Here is a 20250-nt window from a genome sequence, read left to right on the forward strand (position 1 = left end):
ATGCGACGCTTGCATGGGTCGTCAGATTTGGGAGTTGTTTCTGCTCAAGATTTGAAACGATCGAAGGCCGTCAGCCGGACGATCGGCGGCTCCGCCTCTTTCCATCGGTAAATTTCCGAGCGCAGATAGGACAGTTCGTCGCCGAGATCGTCTTCGCCGACTTCGATCCACCAGGACTTCAGGCGGCCGTCGCTTCCATCAGACCAGCGATAACCCCTCGCCTTCAGATGGTCCTTCATCTCGAACGGGCTGTGTTCGGCAAAGAGACGGATGCGGCAGCACTGGCTGGCGCTGTAAAGCTCCGCGAACGGGCTTTCGCCGTCGCCTTGTTCCCGATCGAGGATTTCCAGCAGCGCGTAGCAGTCGTCCACGGCACGATGGCCGTCATGGAAATAACCGGCCTGGCCGACGAGATAGCCGAGCTTGGTGCCTTCGAAGCCGCGGGCGCTCCAGTCGATTTCCGAAACCGAGCAGGCCCAGGCCTTGCCGGCGAAAACCTTCGAGAAGGCTTCGCAGAACGGCCGGTCGAACCCGGCATTGTGGGCGATGATCAGATCCGCCGGCTCGATCAGATCGCTTAGCGATCTTATATCGATGACCTGGCCTTCGACCATCGCATCGGTGATGCCGGTCAACCGGGTAATTTCCGGCGGTATCGGCCGCGATGGCTGTTGCAGGCCGCCATAGATGCCGACGATGTCGCCGATCGCACCGCCGTCGTCGAATGTGAAAGCGACGGCGCCGATTTCGATGATCTCGTCGCTGCGGTGATTGAGACCTGTGGTCTCCGTATCGAGAATGACGCCGAGCCGCGAAAACTCCGGCCGTCTGGCGGCTGCGACCGGCCGGGCAGTCAGTTTCCTGAGGATGCGGTAGTTGCCGCTCTCTTCAAGCGCCCGCGCCATCTCTTCGTCGGAATAGGCGGCCGGCTGCGATAGCCGCCGGCGCGACGGGTCGCGTAGCTGGACCACCGCGGGCGATGCCTTGGCAAACATGTCGAGTTGCGAATCTCTGTTCACGCTCATCGGATCTATATGTCATGGAGACGCAGTTTAATCCATCGCGCGCGGCGCTATACACCCTTGCGTTTCGGGGACACGGAGGCTTAGCTGAGCGGTGAGCGGCGGGAGGAGAATGCATGCCTGGTGACAACGGCAGGGGCGCCGAGAAGGATGTCGTCATCATCGGCGCTGGCGCCGCCGGCATTGCCGCTGCTCGTCGCCTGCAGGCAATCCGCCCGGATCTTTCCATCCTGCTGCTTGAAGCGGGCGATCGTCTCGGCGGCCGCGCCTGGAGCGTCGGGCTGCCTGAAACCGGCGATATCGCACTCGATCTCGGTTGCGGCTGGCTGCATGGGGCGCGGACCAACGCCTGGACCGCGATCGCCGGTGAGGTCGGACTGGCGGTCGACCATACACCGGCGCCCTGGAACGGCGGCCGGCGGCTGCAGCGGGACGATGCGGAGACCCACGCCGCGCGAGCGGCGATCGGTGACTATTTCGAACGCCTTGAAAGCCATGAAGGCGATGACACCGATCTGGCCGAGATGCTCGAACCCGGCAATTCCTGGAACGGGCAGATCCGGGCGATCGGCACCTATATCACCGGCGCCGAGCTGGAACGCTCGTCGGTCCTCGACTACAACCGATACGACCCCGGTCCTGGCCCCGATTGGCGGGTGCGCCAGGGCTATGGGACGTTGATCTGCCGTTACGGCAGGCCGGTTGCGACGAGGCTCGGCGTCGAAGTGACGCGCGTAAATCACCGCCATGCCGGCCGCATCGACATTCAGACGAACCAGGGTGGGCTCAGTGCCCGTGCGGTGCTGGTGACGGTTTCGACGAATGTGCTTGCCGCTGGCAAGATTGTTTTCGACCCGCCTTTGCCCGAGAAGATCGAGGCAGCGGCGCGGTTGCCGCTCGGGCTCGCCGACAAGCTCTTCCTCAGGCTCGCAAATCAGCAGGCGCTGCCGGCTGATACCCATATGCTCGGCTCCATCAGCCGCGGCGCGACCGGCACCTATCAGCTCCGGCCACTCGGCGCTGCCGTCGTCGAAGCCTATTTTGCCGGCGACCTCGCGCATGATCTGGAGCGGGAGGGAAAAGAGGCCGCCTTTGCCTTCGCTGGGGATGAACTGGCGGCAGCATTCGGCGCCGATATCCGCAAGGAATTGTCGGTGGCGGCAATGTCGGCCTGGGCCGCTGCACCCCATATCGGCGGCTCCTATTCCTATGCCGAGCCGGGCGCCTCCGATCTGCGCAGCCGTCTCGCTGCACCGCATGACCAGCGGATCTTCTTTGCGGGCGAGGCCTGTTCTCGCTCGCGTTACTCGACGGCGCACGGCGCCTATGAGACCGGGGTCGCTGCAGCCGATCTGATCGACGGGTCGTTCTCGAGAAAAGCGTAACCGTCGCCGGTGGCGCCCGCGGGAATATTTTTTCCCACTTGTGGCACCGGTCGGATTGGTTATGCTGCCCTCGCCCCTGCGCCAGATTGAGCCCAGGGCGCCAGACGTCATCCGGCGGCAAGTGGCCGCCTCAAGCACGATATTGACATTGATTGCGGGAGCCCCGGCTTCTACCCCGACGGTTTTGCACGTCGGCTGTGGGTCTCCGCATGAGGAGGAAAAATGGATTATCGCAAGCTCGGTTCCAGCGGGACCGTCGTCACTGCCTATTGCCTCGGCACCATGACCTTCGGCGCGGAGGCCGACGAGGCGGCCTCGCACAAGCTGCTCGACGATTATTTCGCCTGGGGCGGCAATTTCATCGATACTGCCGATGTCTATAGCGCCGGCAAGTCGGAAGAGATCATCGGACGCTGGCTGAAGGCCCGCCCGACCGAAGCCCGCCAGGCGATCGTCGCCACCAAGGGACGTTTTCCGATGGGCAACGGACCGAATGACATCGGCCTGTCGCGCCGGCATCTCGGTCAGGCGCTCGACGATTCTCTCCGCCGCCTCGGCCTCGAGCAGATCGATCTCTACCAGATGCATGCTTGGGACGCGCTGACGCCGATCGAAGAGACGCTGCGCTTCCTCGACGATGCGGTATCATCAGGCAAGATCGGCTATTACGGCTTCTCCAACTATGTCGGCTGGCATATCGCCAAGGCATCCGAAATCGCCAAGGCGCGGGGTTATACCCGCCCGGTGACGCTGCAGCCGCAATATAACCTGTTGGTGCGCGACATCGAACTCGAAATCGTCGCCGCCTGCCAGGATGCCGGCATGGGCCTGTTGCCCTGGTCGCCGCTCGGCGGCGGCTGGCTGACCGGCAAGTACAAGCGCGACGAGATGCCGACTGGCGCCACCCGCCTCGGCGAAAATCCCAATCGCGGCGGTGAGTCCTATGCGCCGCGCAATGCGATGGAGCGAACCTGGGCGATTATCGGCGTTGTCGAGGAGATCGCCAGGGCGCATGGCGTCAGCATGGCGCAGGTGGCGCTCGGCTGGACGGCGGCGCAGCCGGCGATCACCTCGGTCATCCTCGGCGCCCGCACGCCGGAGCAACTGGCCGACAATCTTGGCGCCATGAAGCTCAAGCTCTCCGACGATGACCTGGCGAGATTGGATGAGGTAAGCGCGCCTCAGCCTTTCGATTACCCCTACGGCAAGGGCGGTATCAATCAGCGCCACCGCAAGATCGAAGGCGGCCGCTAAGCTTCGCCCACAAATGCAAAAAGCCGCCATGTTTTTTCATGGCGGCTTTTTTGCTTGGGAGGCACTTTAAGCCGGAAGCTGAAAGATCACGTTGGCGATCAGGACGATCGCCAGACCGGCGGCGAGCGCGAGATAGGGCAGCATGCCGGCCTTCTTGACGCCAAGATCCTGGCCGACGAGGCCGAGATCTTCCATCGCACCTGCCGGGAATTTTCCGCCGTCGCGCACATAGTGGCGATAGGCAAAGACCGGCAGGATCAGGGCGGCGAAGATGAAGCCGACCCAGAGCGCATTGGAATAACCCCAGACCTTGGCGCCGGCGCCGAGGAACAGAGCATTGACGAAGGCAAGCGCTGTGTTGAGACCGATCAGCCAGGTCGGCGCCTTCCAGGGGCGTTCGATATGGCCGGAGTCCATCCGGTGTATCCAACCGGAATTGAGGTTCAGGAAGTTGAAGATGATGTATCCGACATTCGACACGGCGAGCACGAAGAAGTAGCCGCCGGTATCCGAGGCGATGGCCAAAAGGAAGAGGTTGAAGGCGAAATCGGTCCACATCGCCCGTGTCGGGGCGCCGTTTTCGTTGACGTGGTCGAGATATTTCGGCAGCCAGCCGTCCTTCGAGCCCTGGTAGAGCGTGCGCGAGGAACCGGCCATCGCCGTCATGATGGCGAGGAAGAGCGCCATGATCATCAACACGACGAGCAACTGGGTGACGACCCGGCCGGCGCCGATCAGGCCGCCGAGCGCTTCGGCAACGCCGGTGCCGTCCACAATACCGGGGGCGAGCATGCCTGCATGGCCGAGAACGCCCTGGAAGGCGAAGGGCACCAGGAAGAAGAACAGGCAGCAGGCAAGGCCGGAATAGAAGATCGCCTTGAAGGTGTCGGTCTTCGGATTCTTGAGCTCGCGGGTGTAGCAGACAGCCGTCTCGAAGCCATAGGTCGACCAGGCGGCGATATAGAGTCCGCCGAGGAAGAGCGTCCAGCCGCCATTGCTCCAGGTGCCGTCGGCGCCGGAATAGGCGGCCGTCGGCGGCACCAGGCCGGTGACGTTGGCGGCAAGGATATGGCCGCTGACAATGGGGTAGAGGCCGATGATAAGCAGCGGCACGAGCACGATGATGGCCAGCCACTTCTGCACGCTGGCGGTTTCCGAAATGCCGCGATGCTGGATCGCGAAGATGATCAGCATCAGGATGCCGCCGATGAAGAAGGTAGCATTGACGTTGGCGGTGGCAAGAAAGGGAATGCCGAAGCTGACGAGCGACCAGCTGCGGATCCACGGCGTCAGCGCGGCGACGCCGTCGGTGCCGAGCAACGCCTTGACGGCGTCACCCGGCGTCGTGCCGGCATGAGCCGCGATATATTCGGCGACGCGGGGGCTATCGGCCGTGATGGAAGCGGCATGCGCGGAGATCCAGTCGAGGACCATCTGCGAATCCGCCGCCGGGATGGGGAAGAATGAATTGAGGATATAACCGGCGGCGATGGCGCAGCCGAGCGACAGCACGGGCGACCAGGCAAACCAGTTGCACCAGACGGATAGTGGCGCGATGAATTTCGAATACCGCAGCCAGGCGGTGGCGCCATAGACCGAGGCACCGCCGGATTTGTTGGCGAACATGCCGGCGATTTCGGCATAGGTGAAGGATTGCAGGAAACCCATCACCATCGAAATGATCCAGACGAGGAAGGCGAGCTTGCCCGTCGTGCCCGCAATGCCGCCGATGGAGAAAAGAACGAGCGGCGGCACGCCCGCAGCCACCCAGAATGCGCCCTTCCAGTCGAGCGCGCGTACAAGCTTACCTTCGGTGCCGGATGAAATCCCGGCCTCCACAACGTCTGTCATCAGTAAAATTCCCCATTCGATTGTTCCGGACGTATCTTTGTACGTCTCCCTGAACGTGTCTCCCTGACAGTCTCAAGCCCGCCCGGATGATTTTGGCGATCCGTGTTCCCGACGGATTCCCGAGTCTCAGCCCTTGATGCATAGTGAAGATATTTTCTTTTTAGTCAACATGACTTTACTTTCGCGAGACATTTTGTAACCTGTATGGGTGGTGCCCGAGGGCATGCCGATCCTCCCAATGAGGGCAGAATGCGAGAACTTCATCCTGCTATGACGGGCCTGCGGCCGGCGGCTGCGAGCCTCGTGCGTTATCCCGGCATTCCCACCTTGCCGGAGGGAACGGAGCGCTACAGGGCAAAAGGCGGCGGATCGGTCGTGGTGCGTGTCGAGCCGGGCGACTGCGTCACTGTCATCGACAGCGAGGGCGGTCAGGTTTGCGAGGTCTCTTTCCTCAACGAAAAGGGACGCTTCCTGGCGGCGGGTCTCGGAACGGCATTCAGCAATTCAGCCGAAGGTTTGAAGGCCATTCTCCAAGGGGAGGATGAGAGTGCTGCCCGCACCCGCGCAGCGCTTGAGCGGCGCGGCGCCGATCTTGCCGCGGCCGGAGCGCTCAGCATCTTCGGGGCGGGATCGAGCCCGGGCAGCCGGGCGGATTTCACGACTTCCATGAAGGGCCTGCTGATCGTCGCGGCACCGGCCGGCGCCATGTTGCCGGAGGCCCAGGATACGGCGACGCCGATCGAGGTCAGGATTAAGCGCAGCCTGCTGATCCGCGATTATCCCTCCGCCCTGCCGGAACCGGCCGCCGACCCCATCGAGGATATCCGCATCCGGGCGGCGACCGCCGCGGCCTATTTCGTGCGTGCCGGCGAATTCATCCAGATCATCGATGTTTATGGGCGCCAGTGCACCGATTTCCAAGCTTTCGCCGCCCGCAAGGTCGACAAGGGCCTCGATCTCGCGCTTGATTCGACGGTTACCCGCACACTGCTCAGCCGCAGCTATCCTATGCCGGGCCTGCCCTCTAAGGCCTTCGACCGGGACTTCGAGCCGCTGGTCGAAATCGTCCAGGATACGGTCGGGCGCCACGATGCTTTCGCGACCGCCTGCAATTCGCGCTACTACGACGACATGGGTTATCCTGGCCACGTCAACTGCACGGACAATTTCAACGCGGCGCTGGCGCCTTACGGCATTGCCGGCCGCAAGGGTTGGGAAGCGCTGAACTATTTCTACAACACCAATATCGACCACAACAACCAGCTCTATCTCGACGAGCCCTGGTCGCGCCCCGGCGATTACGTGCTGATGCGGGCGCTCACCGATCTTGTCTGCGTCTCATCGTCCTGCCCCGACGATATCGACGCGGCGAACGGCTGGGATCCGACGGATATCCATGTCCGCACCTTTTCCGGAAAAGAAAAATTCTCACGAGCGGTGGCCTATCGCATGACCCCAGATGCCGACGCCGAACTGACGCGCGAAACCGCCTTCCATCCACGCCTCTCGACCCTGACGCGCGATTACACCGAATATCGCGGCTACTGGCTGCCGAACCGCTTTTCCGCCGAGGGACCGGTCGAGGAATATTGGGCCTGCCGCGAGCGCGCCGCCGTCATCGACCTTTCGCCCCTGCGGAAGTTCGAGGTGACTGGGCCGGATGCCGAGGAGCTCTTACAATATTGCCTGACACGCGACGTGCGCAAACTGTCGACAGGTCAGGTCGTCTATTCCGCCATGTGCTACGAAAACGGCGGCATGATCGATGACGGCACGCTCTTCCGCCTCGGCGACAAGAATTTCCGCTGGATCGGCGGCGATGATTTCAGTGGCATATGGCTGCGTCAGCAGGCCGAAAAGAAAGGCTTCAAGGCCTGGGTTCGCTCTTCGACCGACCAGATGCACAATATCGCCCTGCAAGGGCCGAAGAGCCGCGATATCCTGAAGGAGATCATCTGGACGGCGCCGCGCCAGCCGACGATCGGTGAGCTCGAATGGTTCCGATTCACTGTCGGCCGCATCGGCGGTTTCGAGGGCGCGCCCGTCGTCGTCTCACGCACGGGTTACACCGGCGAGCTTGGCTACGAGATCTTCTGTCATCCGAAGGATGCGCTGGCGGTATTTGACGCGGTCTGGGAGGCAGGGCAGCCGCACGGGTTGAAGCCGATGGGGCTGGAGGCGCTCGACATGGTTCGCATCGAGGCAGGTCTGATCTTTGCCCATCACGAATTCACCGACCAGACGGACCCGTTCGAGGCCGGCATCGGCTTCACCGTGCCGCTGAAATCCAAGCAGGACGATTTCATCGGCCGCGAGGCGCTGATCCGGCGCAAGGAGCATCCGCGCCATCTGCTTGTCGGCCTCGACGTCAAGGCCAACGAGGCGGTCGGCCATGGCGATTGCATCCATATCGGCCGGGCTCAGGTCGGCGTCGTCACCAGTGCCACCCGCTCGCCGATCCTCGGCAAGACGATCGCGCTCGCCCGCATCGACGTCATGCATGCAAGTCCCGGCACCGAGGTCGAAATCGGCAAGCTCGACGGCCACCAGAAACGCCTGCCGGCGACAATCGTGCCGCTTTCGCACTACGACCCGCAGAAGACGCGACCGCGCTCGTAATGCATGCGTTCGACGGTGGTGTCGCAGATTGGTTCCTGGGAAAGCGATGATGTGTCCGCCTAAGGGCTTTATACCGATCGGTAAAGATACCAACAGCCCTTCGATATACCTAATCTTTACCGATCGATAAATCTGCCGACGCGGTCCACATGGTCAGGCTGCTCTCAACGAGGGCCTCCAGCTCGCTTGGGCTTGCGCCGGCCCCTCCCTGCGTGAGAATGCCGTGCATCAAGGATTGGACGAAGCGCACGAGTCCGTCGACATTGACCGTCGGCAACAGGTCGCCCTCGCGTTTGGCCCGCTCAAACCTTGCGGCGAGCAGGTCGCGCCCGATGGCCTGGCGCCTGAGGACCTCGATGCGGATCGCCTGCGCCTCGTCACCTCCCTGCATCGCGTTAAGAACCATCAGGCAGCCGCGCGGTTGTTCCTCGTCCAACTGGTCGCGTAGTGCCCCCCTGAGGAGTGCCTCGAAAACGCCCCGCGCCGTCGGGGTCTGGAGTGCCTCGGTCATGTAGTCTTTCCGAAGAGACTGGTAGAGGTCGAGAGCCTTGAAAAAGAGCGCTTCCTTGTTGCCGAACGCGGCATAGAGACTTGGGCGGGTGATCCCCATCGCCTCGGTGAGATCACTGAGCGACGCGCCGGTAAAACCCCTGGTCCAGAAGAGCTTCATGGCAGCATCGAGTGCCGCATCTGCACTAAACCTTCGCGGGTCGCGGCTTCGCTCCCCCGCCGGCGGCGAACCCCCTGTACGAATGTTTGTAGCGGCTGCGACGTCACTGATTGCCCGCCACGCCGCTACCGCCTGCTCGGCAGCCTCTCGCAGGTCGCCGTGCGGTGCCCCGCCGGCGGCCTTCATGGCGAGACCGCCGAGCACCGCCGTTACGTAGCTCGCCAACCGTGAGGTATCAGCCTCTGCCGGGAGGTCGCCCGCCCGCTTCGCTTCTTCGAACCGGTCTCGTAGTTTCAGCTCTGCTGATTGGCGGCGATGCAGCAGCGCAGGCGGGATGTCTGCATTCTCCGCTCCCATCGCCAAACCCGCATGGACGAGAACGCGGCTCGACGTCTGCTCCGGCGAGGTCGTCAGCAAGCGTTTGACGACTCCTTCGGCCGTCGGAGCGGCGAGCGCCCATGCCCAGTGCTCGTCCTCGTGAGCGCTGCAGCGCCTGAGAACGGCGTCGAAGAGCCCGCGTTTGCTTCCAAAGGCGGCGTAGATGCTGGGTGAGTTCAGGCCCATCGCGGCCGTCAGCTCCACCATGGTTGAGCCGTGATAGCCATGGCGGCTGAACACGTCCGCCGCGCGATCCAGCACTTCACTTTCTTCGAACGTACGAGGACGGGCCATTGCCAACCACTATTCTGTAATGTACGTAACATAACAGGCTCGGTAGCCAACGCCAAGCGCGGCGTGCGGTACCAGCCGTTTTGTAGCAGGCGTTCTGCCTGCCTGGCTATAAGTGTCAGTAAATTAGGAGATAAGACATGAGTTCGTTCCGTTTCGAGCAGCATGGTATGGTGGGCAAGCTGATCTTGCTCGGTGACGCGGCCAGCGAGCCGGGAGCCGATTATCCCTCGTCGCTGAGGGCTGGCGTGCGTCAGGCATACGAAAGCGACATCCGCGTTCTTCATGTGACTTCCGCGTCCGGCAGCTTCGCCATAGCAGATAACCCAGGTGACATTGGAGGCAAGGGATCGAAATTCCTGGAAGCGTTCGCCGCCGATGTTTTGGCTTCGTTGCGCGCGATTGAGGAATTGCCGATACCGACGGTTGCCTCTGTAAGCGGAATGGCGCTGGGCGGTGGTTTTGAACTCCTTCTCGCATGCGATTTTCTCGTGGCGGCAGAGTCGGCACACCTTTTCTTCCCGGAGGGAATGGTCGGTGGAGTTCCCATGACCGGCGGAGTGCAGCGACTTGCCGATCGCGTCGGCAGTGCGCGCGCCACGCGCCTGGTCCTGCTCTCGGAGATGATATCCGGCAAGGCCGCGTTGGATCTGGGTGTCGCAACCCACCTTGCTCCTGACGCCGAACTGGAGAAGGTCACGGAAGATCTCCTGCAGCGCCTCGCGAACGGACCGACCCTTGCCTACGGGAAGATGCGCTCGCTCATCCGGGCCTGGTCGTCGGGCGGTGTGTCGGCCGCAGACGTCATTACCCTCCAAGTCACCGCTGGTATCCTCGACACCAGGGATGGCGCAGAGGGAATGGCCGCTGCAACTGCGGCTATCCGGAAAGGTGAGCCGATCCCACAGATCCGGTTTTCCGGACGGTAGCTGCATCAAACTTTGATCATCATTCCTCCGAGTTAGGCAGCGGCTCGTCTGCTGCTTAATATCGGCCCGATACCACGGGGGAAGAGCCGGCTCTGCGGCGATGTGTAAAGCCGCTGAGATACAACCATTTAGAGAATATCGAGTTTCGAAGAACTGAAAGTTGACAAATTCGAGTTCAATGATTATATCCGGATAGTCGATATTGCTTGTTTGACTTTTGTTATCGCACGCCGACAACGTGCCCTGGACGAACTTCCCTCTTCAAAATCGAGATTATCATCCGTCGTGCATCTCGCACGTGCGGCCTGTCAATTGCTATGAAAGGGTTTGTTATGACCACTGGCACAGTTAAATGGTTCAATTCCACCAAGGGCTTCGGCTTCATTCAGCCTGACGACGGTGGCGCTGACGCCTTCGTTCACATCTCGGCCGTTGAGCGCGCCGGCATGCGTGAGATCGTCGAAGGCCAGAAGATCGGTTACGAGCTTGAGCGCGATAACAAGTCGGGCAAAATGTCCGCTTGCAATCTTCAAGCTGCTTAAATTGATATCTGCTTTCCTTTGACCACGGATGTACTGGCACTGTTGAAAGCGTGATACCGGCGAGGTCAGGCAAGTTGCCTGGCCTTTTTGTTGCGTTCGCTGAGCGAACACTGCATCATTCCTTAAATCGGAATCGGTTTAAGGAATGACGCAGCAATTCCAAGCGTTCCACCGTCCTTTGCTAAAAAGACGCGCGGCGCTTAAATGAAATCCAGGACGAATATGTCAGATACACACAGCAAATCACGCCAACAGGCGGAGATCGCTTTCGGAAACGCACAATCGCAATTCTTGGCGAGAAGCCGCGCGGTGGAAGAGATCGATCAGACCGTTCGCGCCCGCGAGGAAAAGACCTTGAGACTGCGCGAAGCCCGTGAAGCGAAGGAATTGCAGGATCGCGCGATCGCGGCCGCCGGCCCTGCCGTGAAGCGAAAAAAGAAAATTTGATTCAAGATCTAGATGATTACACGCCGGATTGGCATAATACTGTCCAGATCCAAATCGAGAAATAGAGCATAGGGTCATCCGAAGAGCCCCACCGGTTTCGGCGTCATGCTCTAGTGTCGCAGTCAAACAGTCAGGTAACAGATTTGAAACACGCCAAAAACAACGAGCTTTCCGATCGTCGCAGCGCCGCTGCCGAAGCCAAGGCGGCTCTCCTCAATGCGTTTCGTACCGCCAAGGATACGGCCGAACCCACGCGGATCGCAAAGCAGGCGGAGCGTCAAGCCGTCGCCGAAGCCCGGGAAGAACGGCGCGCCGAGCGGGAGCGGGTAAAGCGTGAGGAACTGGAGCGGGCTCAAGCCGCAGAAGCTGAACGTCAGGCGGCCGCCGAGGCCGAAGCACGTGCTGATGCCGACGCGCGCGAAGCGGCCGACAAAGACCGGATCGCTCGCGTGATTGCCGATGAAGCCGCCCGAAAGGCCGCACGCGACCTGCGTTACGCCAATCGAAAAGCCAGAAAGTCGTGATTGTCAGCGCTGCCTGTCGTCTGAACAGGCAGCGCCCTCTTTCAAGCGGCCTGCACGGCTGCATTCAACGGGATTTCGACATCGATCTCGAGCGTCGAGACGTATTCGTTGCGATCGATCGTCACCTGCACCTTGTCGTGGTCGAGCTGTACATGCTTGGCGATTACCGCGAGAATTTCCTCGCGCAGCAGCGTGACCAGGTCCGACCCGGCTGAAGAGCGCTCGTGGGCAAGAAGCACCTGCAGGCGTTCGCGAGCGGCCGGTGCGGTTCTCTGCTTGTTGAAAAGACGGAAAATATTCATGCCGCCCTCCGTCCGAAGATCTTGCCGAAAATATTCCGCTTTTCCTCAGGGATCGCCATCGGCAGGGTCTCGCCGGCGAGCCGGCGGGCCGCATCGAAATAGGCCATCGCAGCCGCGCTGCGGCTGTCTGCCAGCGTGACCGGCGCGCCGATGTTCGATGCACGCAGAACATCCATGCTTTCGGGCACGATGCCGAGCAGCGGGATGGACAGGATCTCCAGGACGTCGTCAACCTTGAGCATGTCGCCGCGCTCGGCGCGGTTGGCGTCGTAGCGGGTGAGAAGCAGGTGCTTTTCCATCCGCTCGCCGCGTTCGGCCTTGGCGGTCTTGGAATCCAGCAGGCCGATGATGCGATCGGAATCGCGTACCGACGAGACTTCCGGGTTGGTGACAACAACGGCAGCATCGGCATGGCGCATGGCAAGCGTTGCGCCGCGTTCGATCCCGGCGGGGCTGTCGCAAATGATCCAGTCGAAATAACGCCTCAGGTCAGTGATGACGCGCTCCACGCCCTCGGCCGTCAAATTATCCTTGTCGCGCGTTTGCGAGGCCGGCAGCAGGAACAACGTCTCAAGCCGTTTGTCGCGGATGAGCGCCTGGGTGAGCTTGGCGTCGCCCTGGATGACATTGATCAGGTCGTAGACGACCCTGCGCTCGGCGCCCATGATCAGGTCGAGATTGCGCAAGCCGACGTCGAAATCGACGACGACGACTTTTTCATTGCGTTGCGCCAGCGCCGCTCCCAATGCGGCGGTCGAGGTCGTCTTTCCGACCCCGCCCTTGCCTGACGTGACGACGATCACTTTCCCCATGTCTCTCTCCTTTGCCGTGGCGCAATTCAAAGTGTTTCAACGTCCTTTGCGCATCTTATGAAAGCGCGCGGCGCTGTCGTCAGATCAGTTTCTCTGCCATGATCGCGTCGTCTTCCAGCCAAAGCTGAACAGCTTGTCCGCGAAGATTGGAGGCCATGTCCTCGGCCATTTTGTAGATGCCGTCGATTGCAACCAGCTCGGCCTCGAGCTTGCGGCAGAAAATCCGCGCCGATGCGTTGCCGATGGATCCTGCCATGGCGCGACCGCGCAGCGCCCCGTAGATATGGACCGATCCTCCCGCAATGACCTCCGCGCCGGAGGCGACCGATCCGATGACCGTGACGTCGCCTTCCGGGAAGATCACCGATTGTCCCGAGCGCACGGGCTCCCTGATGACGATCGATTGCATCGCCGGACGGGGTTCGGCGGCTGCCTGTTTCCCGACCGGATCGACAGGCTCATTCGCCTGAACCTCGATGTCGGAAGCCGAGCGGCCGCCTTTGAGCGCCGGGGGCATGCCCGTGCCGAGCATGGAAGGCCGTGCGCCTTCGATACCCATGATGCTGACATTGCGCTTGGCAAGTTCGGCAATCAGGTCCTTCAGCTGCGGCCGGTCGATTTGCAGGTCCGTCAGGTCGAGCACGACAGGCCGTCCGAGGAAGAAGCCGGCCGAGCGCGCGGCCAGATCGTCCAGCCTGATCAACCAATCATCGATGGGAAGATCCGGGGACAGCATGACCGCGAGGAAAGAGCGGCCCTTGATGCGGATAGAGCGAGCGTCTGTTAGCACTTTGGTCATCTATGTGAAGAAATCGTTGACCATGTCTAGCGCGGCTATGGTTAACAAAAAGTTAACGCGGCCTTAACATTCCCCACAATGAGATAAGATACTTCAACCGCAAAACTGCGGCAAGTCCTTGAAAATGTGTTGTAATATCAGCAGGCGTAGAGCGGTTAACGATCCAGCCTTCGACCCGAGCCATAATTATTTCGCTGGCCGGGGAAACGCTCAGCCTTCCGCCTTGCGTTGTGCCTCGGAAATGGCGCGCGCGGCCTCTTCGGAGGAGTTGGCGAGCGAGCGCATCTCGGCGGCAAGCACGGCAAAGCCCGATCCGGCGGTGCCGGCGCGGGCCGCCTCGATGCCGGCATTGACGGCGAGCAGCTTCAGGTAGCGCAGCGATTGCAGGATCTCGTTGGTCTTCGAAGCGGTGACGCGCATGTCGGCGGTCCGTTCATCGATTCGCTGATAGAGCGATTCGATGTTGATGATGCTGCCTTCGAGGTAGAGAAGCTCGCCCTTTTGATCCCAGATGCCGCCGCCGGTCTCTGTCACCCAGATGAGATGACCCATTGCATGGCGGATGCGGTATTCCATCGTCCAGTCCACGCGCTTCTCCAGCGCCCGGCCGACGATTTCGTCCATCAAAGGCACGTCTTCCTCGTACATGATCGAGGTGAAGGTTCGCGTGCGGTTGCCGACGATTTGGTCGGGGGGATAACCGAAGATGCGCTCGATGCCGTCGGTCATCTCAAGCATCGTGTAGTTTTCATCGGCACGGCAGCGATAGAGAAAGCCGCTCATGCGTCCGAGAATGCTCGTTTGAAAATCCATGAAGACCACGTCCGAAGAGAAGAGTTGCAGATGGATTTATGTCGTCACGTTCCAAAGGCGTGGGCCGCAATATGCGGGACGAAGGTGTGCGAACACCTTGTCCCGCGGCAGTCTTCGCCCGATCAGTTGCGCAGATATTCCTCCTTGGAATCGTCGAGCGCGTCGACCCAGGGCGTGTGGTGCTTCGGCGACATGTTGCCGGTCATCAGCGATCGATAGGCATGGTCGCGAAAGCCCATGATATTGTGGGCCTTGTGATGTTCCCACTCCATGAAGGTCCGGTTGGTGCCTTCGATGTCGAAGGAGGGATAATCGGTCTCGGCAAGCAGTTCTTTCACATAATCGCCCTGATACCAGATCATCTGTTCGGCATCCTCGAGCGTCTCCTCGCGGGCGCGCCACATGTCGAAATTGGCTTTCAGCTCCTCTTGCGGCGGCAGCGCGATGCGGCCCATCATCACGTCGCGCGCCCACCAGGCCTGTACGTCGAACATGTTGAAAGTATAGAACTGGTCCTGCATACCGATATAGAAGAGCTGCGGGTTCTTATCGAAGATCACCCCCTTGTAGAGACTGTCCGCCCAAAGGCGGTTGGCGGTCTTCAGCCGGAGGTCGTCAGGCAGGAAGGGGAAGTGATGCTGGTATCCGGTGCAGAGGATTACCGCATCGACCTCCTTGGTCGAGCCGTCGAGGAAATGCGCCGTGCGGTTTTCGAGCCTGGTCAGCAGCGGCCGCTCCTCGAAATTCTCCGGCCATTTGAAGCCCATCGGCTTCGAGCGGTAACTCGTCGTCACCGATTTCGCGCCGTATTTCCAGCATTGCGAGCCGATGTCCTCGGCCGAATAGCTGCGGCCGACGAGTAGGATGTCCTTGCCCTTGAACTCCAGCGCGTCGCGGAAGTCGTGGGCATGCAGTACGCGGCCGTTGAAGGCCTTCACGCCCTCGAAATAGGGCACGTTCGGCGTCGAGAAATGACCTGATGCCACGACGACATAGTCGAATTCCTCGTCATACATCCGGTCCTCGACGCGGTTATGCGCCGTCACCGTGAATTTCTTCGTCGCTTCGTCGAAGCGGACCATACGCACCGGCGTGCTGAAGCGTACCCAATGGCGGACATTCGCCTTCTCGACGCGGCCCTTGATATAATCCCAGAGCACGGCGCGCGGCGGATAGGAGGCGATCGGCTTGCCGAAATGCTCCTCGAAGGAATAGTCGGCGAATTCGAGGCATTCCTTCGGACCGTTCGACCAGAGGTAACGATACATGCTGCCATGGACCGGCTCACCATATTCGTCGAGGCCGGTGCGCCAGGTATAGTTCCAGAGCCCGCCCCAGTCCGACTGCTTTTCGAAGCAGACGATCTCCGGGATCTCGGCGCCCTTCTGGGCAGCCGATTGAAAGGCGCGCAGCTGCGCCAGCCCGGAAGGACCGGCACCGATGACGGCTACTCTTGTCATGAAGCATTCCCCTCTTGATTATGCGATATCGATTTACGAAAGAAATTCAAATCGTTACGGTGTTTTCCGCGCCTGAGAGATGCGCGGTGCTGGTGTGCATCGCGGCGCCTCAGTCGGGAAAGATGCCGGGGCTGGTCGGAGCGCCATCGTCATATTTGGATAGCCAGTCGATCGTCGTCTCGCGGAAACGGGTGAGGCCCTTATAATCGATGAGCTCTGGCGGCAGTGTCTTCAGCACGCGCGGGAAGCGCCGCGCCCACTTCGGCACGGTGACGAGTTCTTCCATGTTCATCAGGTAGCAACGGATGACGAAAAGGATGGCGTTGGAACGCGGCAGGCGCCAGAGGCTCTGCAGCTCGACGCGCAGATACACCTTCTCGCCGACATTGCCCGATGTCACGGTGGTGCGATCTGGACCCCATTTGTGATAATTCTCGGGGCTGGTGTCGAGCCGCGGATTGATCGTCATCGTCCAGTTGAACCGCCGTGTCGGCTTGCCTTGCTGCAGGTTCAACAGGAATTTCAGCGCCCGGTCGAAGACGCCGATCTGGTGGGCGAGCGGCACCGGCCCATGCCATTCCATGAAATTCATGCCGATATCGAAATCGAGCGACCAGTCGGCCTGCGTCGTTACCATGCCGGCATCCATCCACAGATTGCCGTCGCGTTGGTCGACGATGCAGAAATCGCCCTGGGCCTGGCGGGTGATGTATTCGAACGGCTCATAGGGCAGCGTCGAGGCATCGCCGAAGGTGAAGCTGTCGTCGATGCCGAGCGGGCGGTTGATCCAGCGCCACTGGTCGCCGTTGCGGATCAGCGTGAAATGGTCGGGATTACCCGCCGCCTGCTCTTCCATCAGCAGTTCCAGCGTATCCCATTGCGCGCTCATCATGTGCGGCAGGGCCTGATAGCGAAGCGGATCCTCCTTCAAAACAAGTGCCCGGTCGTGCATCTCGGCGACATAATGTTCGTCGACGTCGATCAGGTTTTCGAAGACGGTGCCCGCCCGGCCACGCACATGCGGCTCCATGTTGACGGAATACATGTATTCGTCGCGCTCGAAGGGAAACGGGAAGCGCCGGATGTTTTCGGGGCTGTTGCCGTAGCTGAAATCATTCCGGAAGGTTTCCTGCTTGAAGGCTATTGCCATATCGGTCTCCTTGTTCCGCTTCATCCGATGCCGTCAAAGATCGAGATGCAGCCTGTTTCCCTCGAAGCGGGAAACGCAGATCATCACCTTGCGGCCGGAGGCCTTTTCTTCGCTCGTCAGATAGACGTCATTGTGCAGCAGCTTGCCCTCGCAGGTGACGACCCCAGTCTCGCATTGACCGCAGGCGCCGCCGCGACAGAGGAAGGGTGCGTCGACGCCCGCCGCTTCGATCGCCTCCAGCATGCTTTCGTGATGGCCGACCTTCACGCTCTTGCCGGAGCGGATCAGCTCCATCGTGAAAGGCTTGCCGGGCAGCGACGACAGGAACCGTTCCGAATGCAGATTCTGTTCCGGCCAGCCGGCATTGACGCCGGTTTTCAGCACGCCATCGATCATCCCGGACGGGCCGCAGACATAGAGATGCGTACCGAGCGGCTGGCTGTCGAGCAGGCGCGTCAGGGGGATGGCGGCGCCTTCGGCGTCGCAATGGATCTTGATGCGATGGGAACCGTAGCGCTCCAGCAGTTGCCGCCAATAGGCGCCGCGATCGCGCGTGCGGATGGCATAATGCAGCTCGAAATTGGCGCCCTCGCGGGAGAACTGCTCCATCATCGCGATGAAGGGGGTAATGCCGATGCCGCCGGCGATCAGAAGATGCTTGCGTCCGCGCCAGTCCGGCTGGAAGAGATTGACGGGGTAGCTGACCCTCAGTTCGTCGCCTTCGCTCACCTTCTCATGCATGAACGTGGAGCCGCCGCGTGAATCCTCGACATGCAGCACGCTGATCTCATAGGCTGCGCAATCATGCGGCGGCGACATCAGCGAATAGGCGTTGCGGCGCATATGGCCGCCATCGTTCATCGAGACGATGATATGCGCGCCGCCGGAAAAATAAGGCATCGGCTTGCCGTCGAGGCGCTCGAAGCGGAAACGTTTGACGCGTTCGGCGATCGGGGTGATCCGCGCCACGCGGACGGGAATTTCTGTGCCGCCGCTCAAAGGAACAACTCCTCGGGGTCGGGCGCGCTGCCCGGTTCTTCCGCATCGATATTGACGCCCTGGAAGGCGGCGAGCCGGCGCGAATAATGATCGCGCACCAGAAGCGTCAACCCGCAATGGCTGCAGGTAAAGGGACTGGCGGTGACGTCGTCGGTAATGCCCTTGCAATGAACGCATTGCACGCGTCTGGCGAGCGACCCGCGGTGCTCGGTGATGACGGAGGCGTGGTCCATGCCGTAGTCGAGCGCCACCAGCATTGACTGGCCGATGAAGCCTTCGGTGCCCGCAATATAAAGCCGCGTGCCCATATGGGCGGTGGCAAGCGAGCCCTTCAATCGGAAGAGCAGTGTTGCGATCGTCGGGGCCGTGAAAAACATGTCGGCGCCGAGCTGGCGCAGTGCCTCGTTCAGGCCGGAACCTTGCGAGCCGCGGGCGACATAGAGGATTTCGCTGCGGGAAAGGGCGGTTTCGTCAAGCGCCGGCCGCTGGTCGAGGAGAGCCTTGGCACCCTCCCCTTCGAGTGCGAAAATGTGCCGCCGGGCGTGCGGCTGGATGGTCAGGCCCGTGTAGACTGGTCGGCTCTTGATGCCTGCAACGAGCATTTGCGTGCTCCTTAACCTACGGCAGTCCTCTTCTTCTTCTCCGGATCGTCGAAGGGGAGCGTGTGGGCGGTGGCGTTTGCCTTCACGGTCTTGCCGCGGACTTCGAGTTTCGTCCCATGCACCGCCTTGTCAACGTCAAGACGGGCAATCGCCATGGATTTCTTCGTCAGCGACGAATAGCTCGGGCAGGTAATGACGCCAACTTTCTTGCCATCGGCAAAAACGTCGTCGCCGAGATCGGCCGGTCCATCGGCATCGATCAGCATGCCGAAGATCTTGAAGCGTTCCTTGCCCTTGAGGCGGGCATGTTCCTCGGCGCCGCGGAAGCCCGTCTTGCCGGGGCTGACGGTGAAGTCGAGGCCGAGTTCCCAGAGGCTGTCGCCGGGCGGCTGGTCGGCGAAGGGATACATCTGCGAATTGTCGTAGGGGTAGAACAGCAGGTAGCTTTCGACGCGCAGCATGTCGAGCACGGAGAAGCAGCAGGGGATGATGCCCATCTCCTTGCCTTCCTCGACGATCCGGTCCCAGACCATGACGGCGTCCTGGCCGCGCACGAAGATCTCGTAGCCGCGTTCGCCGGTATAGCCGGTGCGCGAGATCATCACCGGTGCGCCGAACAGTGTCGTCTGCATGTGGTGGAAATATTTGAGATCGCGGATGCCCGGGACGTATTTGGCGAGATAGTCGACCGCGAGCGGACCCTGCAGCGACAGGTCATGCAGGTCGTCGTCGAAGAGCACGGCGCAATTTCGGCCTGCCGCCTGCCTGACGATCTCCTCGTGGCCGGAGCCGGAGCCGTGCACCAGCATCCAGGAGTTCGGGCCGGTACGATAGACGATGCAATCGTCGGTGAAGTGGCCGCGCTCGTTCAGCATGGTCGCATAGACCGAGCGGCCGGGATAGATCTTGGTCAGGTCGCGGGTGGCCATGGCGTCGAGGACGGCGATGGCGTGCGGGCCGACCAGGTGCACCTTCTTCAGGCCCGAGACATCCATGATGCCGGCCTTGGTGCGGACGGCGACATGCTCTTCCGACATGTCCTTGTCGTAGGTCCAGGCGGTTCCCATGCCGCTCCAGTCCTCAAGCTTCGATCCCAGAGCGCGATGCCGATCCGCTAGCACTGAGAAACGCCATGATAGAGCCATTCCCGTTCCCTCTTATTTCTTCTACGGAATATTTATTTCCTGAGTATATAAGTCTTTCGCGCCATGGCAACCCCGCCCGCCATGCATTTCCCCAAAACTTCTGTAGCCTCTGCGCGCCGCCGATTGATCCCCGCGATCAACCCATGCGTTCGGAGGCGTAGCTGCCGGGGCTTGCCGGGAAGACCACGGTGCGGTTGCCGTTGATGAAGGTGCGGTGATGGATATGGGCGTGGATGGCGCGGGCCAGCACCTGGCT

General features: G+C 61.1%; 19 protein-coding genes and 1 pseudogene. 7 read left to right on the forward strand and 13 right to left on the reverse strand.

Annotated features, from left to right (window positions below):
• Positions 1 to 44: 44 nt before the first annotated feature.
• A complete protein-coding gene (locus HJB84_RS30590) occupies positions 45 to 1025 on the reverse strand; it encodes a 3'-5' exonuclease (RefSeq protein ID WP_221117754.1) in 981 nt (326 codons plus the stop codon).
• 113 nt (positions 1026 to 1138) lie between these two features.
• Between HJB84_RS30590 and HJB84_RS30595 the strand changes: the two genes are divergently transcribed.
• The gene (locus HJB84_RS30595) at positions 1139 to 2407 is read left to right on the forward strand and encodes an NAD(P)/FAD-dependent oxidoreductase (RefSeq protein ID WP_221117755.1); all 1269 of its coding nucleotides are present in this window, start codon (positions 1139 to 1141) and stop codon (positions 2405 to 2407) included.
• A gap of 222 nt (positions 2408 to 2629) precedes the next feature.
• Positions 2630 to 3661: an aldo/keto reductase gene (locus HJB84_RS30600; protein WP_207585314.1), complete on the forward strand. Its 1032-nt coding sequence runs from the start codon at positions 2630 to 2632 to the stop codon at positions 3659 to 3661.
• A gap of 66 nt (positions 3662 to 3727) precedes the next feature.
• Here the strand turns inward: HJB84_RS30600 and HJB84_RS30605 are convergent, their stop codons facing one another.
• Positions 3728 to 5512, reverse strand: a complete 1785-nt coding sequence (locus HJB84_RS30605; protein ID WP_221117756.1) for an APC family permease — start codon at positions 5510 to 5512, stop codon at positions 3728 to 3730.
• Positions 5513 to 5761: 249 nt separating this feature from the next.
• On the opposite strand from HJB84_RS30605, the gene HJB84_RS30610 reads away from it, so the two are divergent.
• Positions 5762 to 8131 (forward strand): DUF1989 domain-containing protein, encoded by a 2370-nt coding sequence (locus HJB84_RS30610; RefSeq protein WP_221117757.1) that lies wholly within the window; start codon positions 5762 to 5764, stop codon positions 8129 to 8131.
• A gap of 109 nt (positions 8132 to 8240) precedes the next feature.
• Here the strand turns inward: HJB84_RS30610 and HJB84_RS30615 are convergent, their stop codons facing one another.
• Complete coding sequence (locus HJB84_RS30615; RefSeq protein WP_221117762.1) at positions 8241 to 9473, reverse strand: TetR/AcrR family transcriptional regulator; 1233 nt, start codon at positions 9471 to 9473, stop codon at positions 8241 to 8243.
• 137 nt (positions 9474 to 9610) lie between these two features.
• On the opposite strand from HJB84_RS30615, the gene HJB84_RS30620 reads away from it, so the two are divergent.
• From HJB84_RS30620 to HJB84_RS30635, 4 genes are all read left to right on the forward strand, one after another.
• On the forward strand, positions 9611 to 10399 hold the full coding sequence (locus HJB84_RS30620; RefSeq protein ID WP_221117758.1) for an enoyl-CoA hydratase/isomerase family protein: 789 nt from the start codon (positions 9611 to 9613) through the stop codon (positions 10397 to 10399).
• A gap of 332 nt (positions 10400 to 10731) precedes the next feature.
• Complete coding sequence (locus HJB84_RS30625) at positions 10732 to 10941, forward strand: cold-shock protein (RefSeq protein WP_003548109.1); 210 nt, start codon at positions 10732 to 10734, stop codon at positions 10939 to 10941.
• 222 nt (positions 10942 to 11163) lie between these two features.
• On the forward strand, positions 11164 to 11388 hold the full coding sequence (locus tag HJB84_RS30630; protein WP_221117759.1) for a hypothetical protein: 225 nt from the start codon (positions 11164 to 11166) through the stop codon (positions 11386 to 11388).
• Positions 11389 to 11531: 143 nt separating this feature from the next.
• Positions 11532 to 11912 carry a DUF6481 family protein gene (locus HJB84_RS30635; RefSeq protein WP_207585636.1) on the forward strand — a complete coding sequence of 127 codons (381 nt, stop codon included), beginning with the start codon at positions 11532 to 11534 and terminating at the stop codon, positions 11910 to 11912.
• A gap of 41 nt (positions 11913 to 11953) precedes the next feature.
• Here HJB84_RS30635 and minE read toward each other — a convergent pair whose 3' ends face one another.
• From minE to purU, 10 genes and pseudogenes are all read right to left on the reverse strand, one after another.
• Entirely contained in the window at positions 11954 to 12214 is a 261-nt protein-coding gene (gene minE / locus HJB84_RS30640; protein WP_003548116.1) for a cell division topological specificity factor MinE, read from the reverse strand.
• Positions 12211 to 13026 (reverse strand): septum site-determining protein MinD, encoded by an 816-nt coding sequence (gene minD, locus HJB84_RS30645; RefSeq protein WP_207585319.1) that lies wholly within the window; start codon positions 13024 to 13026, stop codon positions 12211 to 12213. Before minD ends, minE begins: the two co-directional genes overlap by 4 nt.
• 79 nt (positions 13027 to 13105) lie before the next feature.
• A complete protein-coding gene (gene minC, locus HJB84_RS30650) occupies positions 13106 to 13825 on the reverse strand; it encodes a septum site-determining protein MinC (protein WP_207585320.1) in 720 nt (239 codons plus the stop codon).
• Between the two features lie 210 nt (positions 13826 to 14035).
• Positions 14036 to 14638, reverse strand: a complete 603-nt coding sequence (locus tag HJB84_RS34035) for a PAS domain-containing protein (RefSeq protein ID WP_207585321.1) — start codon at positions 14636 to 14638, stop codon at positions 14036 to 14038.
• Between the two features lie 122 nt (positions 14639 to 14760).
• The gene (locus HJB84_RS30660; RefSeq protein WP_221117760.1) at positions 14761 to 16098 is read right to left on the reverse strand and encodes an NAD(P)-binding domain-containing protein; all 1338 of its coding nucleotides are present in this window, start codon (positions 16096 to 16098) and stop codon (positions 14761 to 14763) included.
• A 109-nt stretch (positions 16099 to 16207) separates the two neighbouring features.
• Positions 16208 to 17248: a DUF3445 domain-containing protein gene (locus tag HJB84_RS30665; RefSeq protein ID WP_207585323.1), complete on the reverse strand. Its 1041-nt coding sequence runs from the start codon at positions 17246 to 17248 to the stop codon at positions 16208 to 16210.
• 33 nt (positions 17249 to 17281) lie between these two features.
• The gene (locus HJB84_RS30670; protein WP_207585324.1) at positions 17282 to 18247 is read right to left on the reverse strand and encodes a PDR/VanB family oxidoreductase; all 966 of its coding nucleotides are present in this window, start codon (positions 18245 to 18247) and stop codon (positions 17282 to 17284) included.
• A complete protein-coding gene (locus HJB84_RS30675; RefSeq protein WP_221117761.1) occupies positions 18244 to 18849 on the reverse strand; it encodes a dimethylamine monooxygenase subunit DmmA family protein in 606 nt (201 codons plus the stop codon). Before HJB84_RS30675 ends, HJB84_RS30670 begins: the two co-directional genes overlap by 4 nt.
• A gap of 11 nt (positions 18850 to 18860) precedes the next feature.
• Complete coding sequence (locus HJB84_RS30680) at positions 18861 to 19994, reverse strand: aminomethyltransferase family protein (RefSeq protein ID WP_207585326.1); 1134 nt, start codon at positions 19992 to 19994, stop codon at positions 18861 to 18863.
• 136 nt (positions 19995 to 20130) lie between these two features.
• A pseudogene (purU, locus tag HJB84_RS30685) lies at positions 20131 to 20250 on the reverse strand (formyltetrahydrofolate deformylase); the annotation flags it as partial.

This window comes from Rhizobium sp. NZLR1b (assembly GCF_019685155.1).
Lineage (GTDB): Bacteria > Pseudomonadota > Alphaproteobacteria > Rhizobiales > Rhizobiaceae > Rhizobium.

Excerpts from the sequence above, each read along its gene's own strand:
- HJB84_RS30590 (WP_221117754.1), bottom strand. The coding sequence starts at position 1,025 with ATGAGCGTGAACAGAGATTCGCAACTCGACATGTTTGCCAAGGCATCG.
- HJB84_RS30595 (WP_221117755.1), top strand. The coding sequence starts at position 1,139 with ATGCCTGGTGACAACGGCAGGGGCGCCGAGAAGGATGTCGTCATCATC.
- HJB84_RS30600 (WP_207585314.1), top strand. The coding sequence starts at position 2,630 with ATGGATTATCGCAAGCTCGGTTCCAGCGGGACCGTCGTCACTGCCTAT.
- HJB84_RS30605 (WP_221117756.1), bottom strand. The coding sequence starts at position 5,512 with ATGACAGACGTTGTGGAGGCCGGGATTTCATCCGGCACCGAAGGTAAG.
- HJB84_RS30610 (WP_221117757.1), top strand. The coding sequence starts at position 5,762 with ATGCGAGAACTTCATCCTGCTATGACGGGCCTGCGGCCGGCGGCTGCG.
- HJB84_RS30615 (WP_221117762.1), bottom strand. The coding sequence starts at position 9,473 with ATGGCCCGTCCTCGTACGTTCGAAGAAAGTGAAGTGCTGGATCGCGCG.
- HJB84_RS30620 (WP_221117758.1), top strand. The coding sequence starts at position 9,611 with ATGAGTTCGTTCCGTTTCGAGCAGCATGGTATGGTGGGCAAGCTGATC.
- HJB84_RS30625 (WP_003548109.1), top strand. The coding sequence starts at position 10,732 with ATGACCACTGGCACAGTTAAATGGTTCAATTCCACCAAGGGCTTCGGC.
- HJB84_RS30630 (WP_221117759.1), top strand. The coding sequence starts at position 11,164 with ATGTCAGATACACACAGCAAATCACGCCAACAGGCGGAGATCGCTTTC.
- minE (WP_003548116.1), bottom strand. The coding sequence starts at position 12,214 with ATGAATATTTTCCGTCTTTTCAACAAGCAGAGAACCGCACCGGCCGCT.
- minD (WP_207585319.1), bottom strand. The coding sequence starts at position 13,026 with ATGGGGAAAGTGATCGTCGTCACGTCAGGCAAGGGCGGGGTCGGAAAG.
- minC (WP_207585320.1), bottom strand. The coding sequence starts at position 13,825 with ATGACCAAAGTGCTAACAGACGCTCGCTCTATCCGCATCAAGGGCCGC.
- HJB84_RS34035 (WP_207585321.1), bottom strand. The coding sequence starts at position 14,638 with ATGGATTTTCAAACGAGCATTCTCGGACGCATGAGCGGCTTTCTCTAT.
- HJB84_RS30660 (WP_221117760.1), bottom strand. The coding sequence starts at position 16,098 with ATGACAAGAGTAGCCGTCATCGGTGCCGGTCCTTCCGGGCTGGCGCAG.
- HJB84_RS30665 (WP_207585323.1), bottom strand. The coding sequence starts at position 17,248 with ATGGCAATAGCCTTCAAGCAGGAAACCTTCCGGAATGATTTCAGCTAC.
- HJB84_RS30675 (WP_221117761.1), bottom strand. The coding sequence starts at position 18,849 with ATGCTCGTTGCAGGCATCAAGAGCCGACCAGTCTACACGGGCCTGACC.
- HJB84_RS30680 (WP_207585326.1), bottom strand. The coding sequence starts at position 19,994 with ATGGCTCTATCATGGCGTTTCTCAGTGCTAGCGGATCGGCATCGCGCT.